Source organism: Pantoea sp. CTOTU49201 (assembly GCF_032054795.1).
GTDB classification, from domain to species: Bacteria; Pseudomonadota; Gammaproteobacteria; order Enterobacterales; family Enterobacteriaceae; genus Pantoea; species Pantoea symbiotica.
The window spans coordinates 12,041-17,114 of record NZ_DAMBSA010000052.1; the positions used below are offsets into that span (position 1 = coordinate 12,041).

The window sequence follows — 5,074 nt, forward strand, 5'->3', positions numbered from 1 at the left end:
CGGGTGTTTATGGCATTTTTGCAGCAGAAGTTGGCGTGATTTGACCAGGTGCGCATAAATGCGCACCCTACGATTTGTAGGGTCGCCATTCATGGCGACCGCAACCTTTTAATGGCTTTCGTGCGCAAAGGTAATCGACTTACGGCGTGCATCGCGCATCGCCACCGCATGAATCAACAAACCCAGCACCGCGAGAATCGCGCCCACCCAACCGGTGGATTGCCATCCCAAACCCGCCGAAATAGTCACGCCGCCCAGCCAAGCGCCAAGTGCGTTGGCGAGGTTAAACGCAGAATGGTTCATCGCCGCCGCCATGGTTTGCGCATCACCCGCGACATCCATCAAACGGATTTGCAGCACCGCTGCCAGCGCCACCATGGTGCCCACCAGCATGACGTTGATGGCGCCTGCCAGCGCATAATGCGCGGCAAACACGAAGGCGCTGAGCACCAGAAACGACCAGATCAGCAAAATGCGGATGGTCTTTTCAATGCCGCGATCGGCCAGACGACCACCGGCGATGTTGCCGATAATCATGCCTAAACCAAACAGCGCCAGCACCGCCGGGATCCAGCTCACCGGCATCTGCGCCAGTTCGGTCATGGTTGGTTTAACGTAGCTAAACACTGAGAACAGACCGCCGCTGCCCACCGCGCCAATCGCCAGCGTCAGCAATACCTGTTTGTGCGTCAGCGCCGACAATTCGCGCAGCGGGCTGGCATTTTTGTCGCCTGCCACGTTTGGCACCCACAACCAGATCAGCAGCAAGGTCACCAGCGCCAGACCGCCGACAATGGCAAAGGCATCGCGCCAGCCAAACCATTGCCCGATCGCCGTCACGGCGGGCACGCCGAGTAAGTTAGCGATGGTCAGGCCAAACAGCACCATCGATACCGCTTGCGCGCGTTTGCGCCGTTCCACCAAACCGGCTGCAACCAATGCAGCCACGCCGAAGAAGGTGCCGTGTGGGAAACCGGCGAGGAAACGCGCCAGCAACATTGAGTAGTACCCCGGCGCAATGGCGCTCAGCAGGTTACCGGCGGCAAACAGGCCCATCAGCGTCATCAGGAAATTACGGCGTGAGGCGCGTGCGCCCAGCACCGCCAGCAGCGGCGCACCGATGACCACGCCAAGCGCGTAGATACTGATGAGATGCCCGGCCGAGGGAATTGATACGTTGAGGCCTTTGGCTGCATCGGGCAGCAGGCCCATGATGACGAATTCGCCGGTACCAATGGCAAAGCCGCCGGTGCCGAGCGCGAACAAGGCTTTTAGCACGCTCTGACGCGGCAGCGATGCCTCATCCGGCAGCTGAGTAAGTTGGGGTTGTACTGATGGCATGAGTTTTCCGAACCGCAAGTGAAGAACTCAGTCAGGATCGTGGGCGCTTAACGCGACAGCCATCGTCGAGACAGAGAAGTATGAGCGGCGTATGATAGCGCAAAAATGTGTGAAGGGTTGGCGTTACGGTGCGGCAGCGCTTTGGCAGAGGTCGCCATGAATGGCGACCCCTACAAGGATTGGCGCATTTATGCGCGCCTGGTTAAATCACGCGCCAACAGGGCCGCGCCCATCATGCCGCCGTGATGTGCGAACTCACCAGGCACCACCAACTGATACCCGGTGCGGCGCAGCACGTAGCCCTGCACCACCACGTCTAACGCCGCAATCAGCGGAGCTACCGATGCCAATCCGCCGCCAACCGCCACGCGTGACGCGCCGGTGATGTTGATGCTGTACGCCAGCGGCTGACCGACAATTTGCAGCCATGCCTGAATGGTTTGCTGCGCCTGCGCATCCTGCTGCTGCCAGCGTTCAATGATCTCCACGCTGCTTGCCGTGCGGTCATGCAGCGTCTGATGCAAATTTTCCAGCCCGCGCGCGCCGCCGTAGCTGTCGAGACAGCCTTTTTGGCCGCACGGACACGCCTTGCGCGGCAATCGCCGCGTGACGCCATCGACCTCCACTTCGGTTAGCGTGATCGGCCCATGTCCCCATTCGCCGGTCAAACCGTTCTGCCCGGTGATGATGCGGCCATCCGCCACCAATCCGCCGCCAACGCCTGAACCGAGAATCGCGCCAAACACCACTTTGTGTCCTTTGCCCGCTCCCGCCAGCGCTTCCGACAGCGTGAAACAGTCGGCATCGTTATGCACAATCACTTTGCGTTGCAGGATCGTGCCCAACTCGTTCGCCAAACTGCGCTGATGAAACGCGGGAATATTGCTGGCAAACATCTCGCCGGAATCCGGTGCCACAATGCCCGCGGTAGAGATCGCCACCGGACTGCTGGCGGTAAAGTGCAGGTGATGTTGGGCAATCATACGGCTCACCAGCGCGGTGAACTCGTCCCAGCTGGTCGCCGGGATTTTTTGCTGATCGAGAAGAGTTAATTCATCCTGCGCATTCATTACACCTAACTTAATAAAAGAGCCGCCCAGATCGAGGCAAATCACCGCAGATTGTCTACTCATAAACGTTTATCCATCACATCACGCAAACCGTCGCCCAGCACATTGAAGCCCAGCACGGTAATCAAAATCGCCAATCCGGGAAAGAGTGACACATAAATATTCAGGCCGAGGAAGTTGCGCCCATCGCTCATCATGGTGCCCCACTCCGGCATCGGAGGCTGCACACCTAAACCGAGGAATGACAGGCTGGCGGCAGACAGCACCACCGCGCCCGCCGTCAGCGTTGATTGCACAATCAGCGGGCCAATCGAGTTACGCAGAATGTAGTGAGTAATGATGCGCGGATAGCGCACGCCGAGCATGTGCGCCGCTTCGATGTACTCCATGTTCTTCAGGCCCAGCGTCAGGTTACGGCTCAAACGCGCATAGACCGGAATCGAGAACAGCGAGATGGCGATCAGCATATTGGTCAGCCCTTCGCCGAGCACGCTAACAATCAAAATCGCCAGCACGATGCCGGGAAAGGCGAAGATGATATCCATCACCCACATGATCAGCGCATCAATTTTGCGTCCGGCTAAACCAGAAAAGATGCCAAGCGGAATACCGATCACCATGGAGATTGCGACGCTGAGGCTCACTTCAAACAGCGTGATGCGCGCGCCGTAAATCACGCGCGAGAAAATGTCGCGGCCATAATCGTCGGTGCCAAACCAGTGTGCGGCCGACGGCGCTTGCAAGGTATTAAGCAAATCCTGCTCCACCGGATCCCAATGCGTAATCAGCGGAGCCAGCGCGGCGGCCAGCACCACCAGCAGCACTAAAGTGCCGCCGATAGCAATCGACGGATTCGCCATCAGGATGCTGATCAGGTGTCGGCTGCGCGAACGCGGCGGCAGCACGGAAGTTTCAATGCTGTTCATCAGTCGAACCTTATTTTTGGATTGAGCAGGCCAATCAGGATTTCGCCGACCAGATTCATCAGCACCACGCCGGTAACGGCCACCAGCGTCACGCCCTGAATCACCGGATAATCGCGGTAGCGCACTGAATCCACCAACAAGCGGCCAATACCCGGCCAGTTGAACACCGATTCGGTCACCACCGCGCCGCCAATCAGGCTGCCGAAGTTGAGCGCCACGATGGTGACAATCGGGATCAGCGCATTACGCAGCGCGTGCTTCCAGTTAATGCTGGCGGAGGATAAACCCTTGGCTTTGGCGGTGCGGATGTAATCCTGACTCAGCACATCCAGCATGCTGGAACGCGTCATGCGCGCAATCATCGCCATCGGCAAGATCGCCAGCGTGACGGTGGGCATAATGTAGTTTTTCCACGAATCGGCACCCAGCAGCGGTAACCAGCCCAGCTCAACCGCGAAGTAATTCATCGCCAGCAGCGCCAGCCAGAAGTTGGCAATCGACGCACCGGCAATGGTCAGCACCATCACGATTTGATCGGGAATGCGCTGGCGATAGATGGCGCCGGTCATGCCCGCCGGAACACCAATTGCAATCGCCAACAAATACGCCAGCGCCGCCAGCGATAAGGTGTACGGCAAGCGCTCGCTGATCTCGGTCATCACCGGACGCTGCGACTGCAACGACAAGCCAAGATTGCCGTGCAGCGCTTCCGCCGCGAATTTGACGTATTGCAGCGGCAGCGGCTGATCGAGCCCCAGCCGCACGCGCATACTGTCCACCGCTTCCTGCGGCGCTTCCGGTCCCGCCATCAGCCGCGCCGGATCGCCCGGCAGCGCGCGGATGGCGATAAACACGATAATCGACACGCCGAAAATGATTAACGGCAGCGAAAGCACCTTTTTTGCGACGTACGCTTTCATATCACATCAACCATTGGGTTATTGCTTCACCGCGTCGCGTACGACGATTTGTCCGCCCGGCTGCATCACCACGCCGCTGATATTTTTACGTGTGGCATAGAGATCGTCCTGATAGAACAGCAGCACCTGCGGCGCTAATCCGCTGATCTGTTTTTGCGCCTGGAAGTAGAGATCTTTGCGTTTGGCATCGTCGAGCGTTGATGCAGCGGTATCGATGAGATCATCGGTTTGCTTATCGCTGAAGAAGCCCAGATTGGCCCCGCCCGGCGCGAAACTGCTGGTGTGATAGAGCGGACGCAGTTGCAGATCTGAGCCATACAAACCGGAAGACCATGACGCCAGCACCGCATCGGTACCCTGTGCGGCTTTCTCTTTGCCATCGGCAAACGCCGCTTTGGTCCACACGCCGCTCTCCATCTGGCGCACGTTGAGTTTCACGCCGATTTTGCTCCACATGCCCTGCAGCACTTGTGCGGTACGCGCATCCGGAGCTTGCACCGCAATCGACATCGGGAAACCGTCGGCGTAACCCGCCGCTTTCAGCAGATCTTTGGCTTTTTGCAGATCGTAAGGATAGTCATGCAGCGCTTTGTCGTAGTTAGGATCAACCGGTGCCAGCGCGGAGTTCGCCGGTTGCGCATAACCGAACATGATGGCTTTCACCAGCGCTTGCTGGTCGGTGGCGAAGTTCAGCGCCTGACGCACGCGCACATCGCTTAGCGCTTTGCTTTGCGTATTGAGATCGACCCAGAACACTGCAGCACCCGGCGACTGTTTGAGATTAACGTTGGCGTTATTTTTCAACATGCCAGCAAAC

The 5,074-nt window shown here is 58.3% G+C and carries 5 protein-coding genes; all 5 read right to left on the bottom strand.

Going from position 1 to position 5,074, the window contains the following annotated elements:
- Window positions 1-108: 108 nt before the first annotated feature.
- Complete coding sequence (locus tag RTY00_RS06015) at window positions 109-1,341, bottom strand: MFS transporter (protein WP_312663806.1); 1,233 nt, start codon at window positions 1,339-1,341, stop codon at window positions 109-111.
- Window positions 1,342-1,529: 188 nt separating this feature from the next.
- On the bottom strand, window positions 1,530-2,474 hold the full coding sequence (locus RTY00_RS06020) for an ROK family protein (RefSeq protein WP_312663808.1): 945 nt from the start codon (window positions 2,472-2,474) through the stop codon (window positions 1,530-1,532).
- On the bottom strand, window positions 2,471-3,337 hold the full coding sequence (locus RTY00_RS06025) for an ABC transporter permease (protein ID WP_312663809.1): 867 nt from the start codon (window positions 3,335-3,337) through the stop codon (window positions 2,471-2,473). Before RTY00_RS06025 ends, RTY00_RS06020 begins: the two co-directional genes overlap by 4 nt.
- On the bottom strand, window positions 3,337-4,257 hold the full coding sequence (locus RTY00_RS06030) for an ABC transporter permease (protein ID WP_008108101.1): 921 nt from the start codon (window positions 4,255-4,257) through the stop codon (window positions 3,337-3,339). Before RTY00_RS06030 ends, RTY00_RS06025 begins: the two co-directional genes overlap by 1 nt.
- Before the next feature lie 18 nt (window positions 4,258-4,275).
- On the bottom strand, window positions 4,276-5,074 hold a 799-nt coding region (locus RTY00_RS06035), incomplete at its 5' end, for an ABC transporter substrate-binding protein (protein WP_312663810.1).

Coding starts and splice junctions, on each gene's coding strand:
- RTY00_RS06015 (WP_312663806.1), bottom strand. CDS start 1,341: ATGCCATCAGTACAACCCCAACTTACTCAGCTGCCGGATGAGGCATCG.
- RTY00_RS06020 (WP_312663808.1), bottom strand. CDS start 2,474: ATGAGTAGACAATCTGCGGTGATTTGCCTCGATCTGGGCGGCTCTTTT.
- RTY00_RS06025 (WP_312663809.1), bottom strand. CDS start 3,337: ATGAACAGCATTGAAACTTCCGTGCTGCCGCCGCGTTCGCGCAGCCGA.
- RTY00_RS06030 (WP_008108101.1), bottom strand. CDS start 4,257: ATGAAAGCGTACGTCGCAAAAAAGGTGCTTTCGCTGCCGTTAATCATT.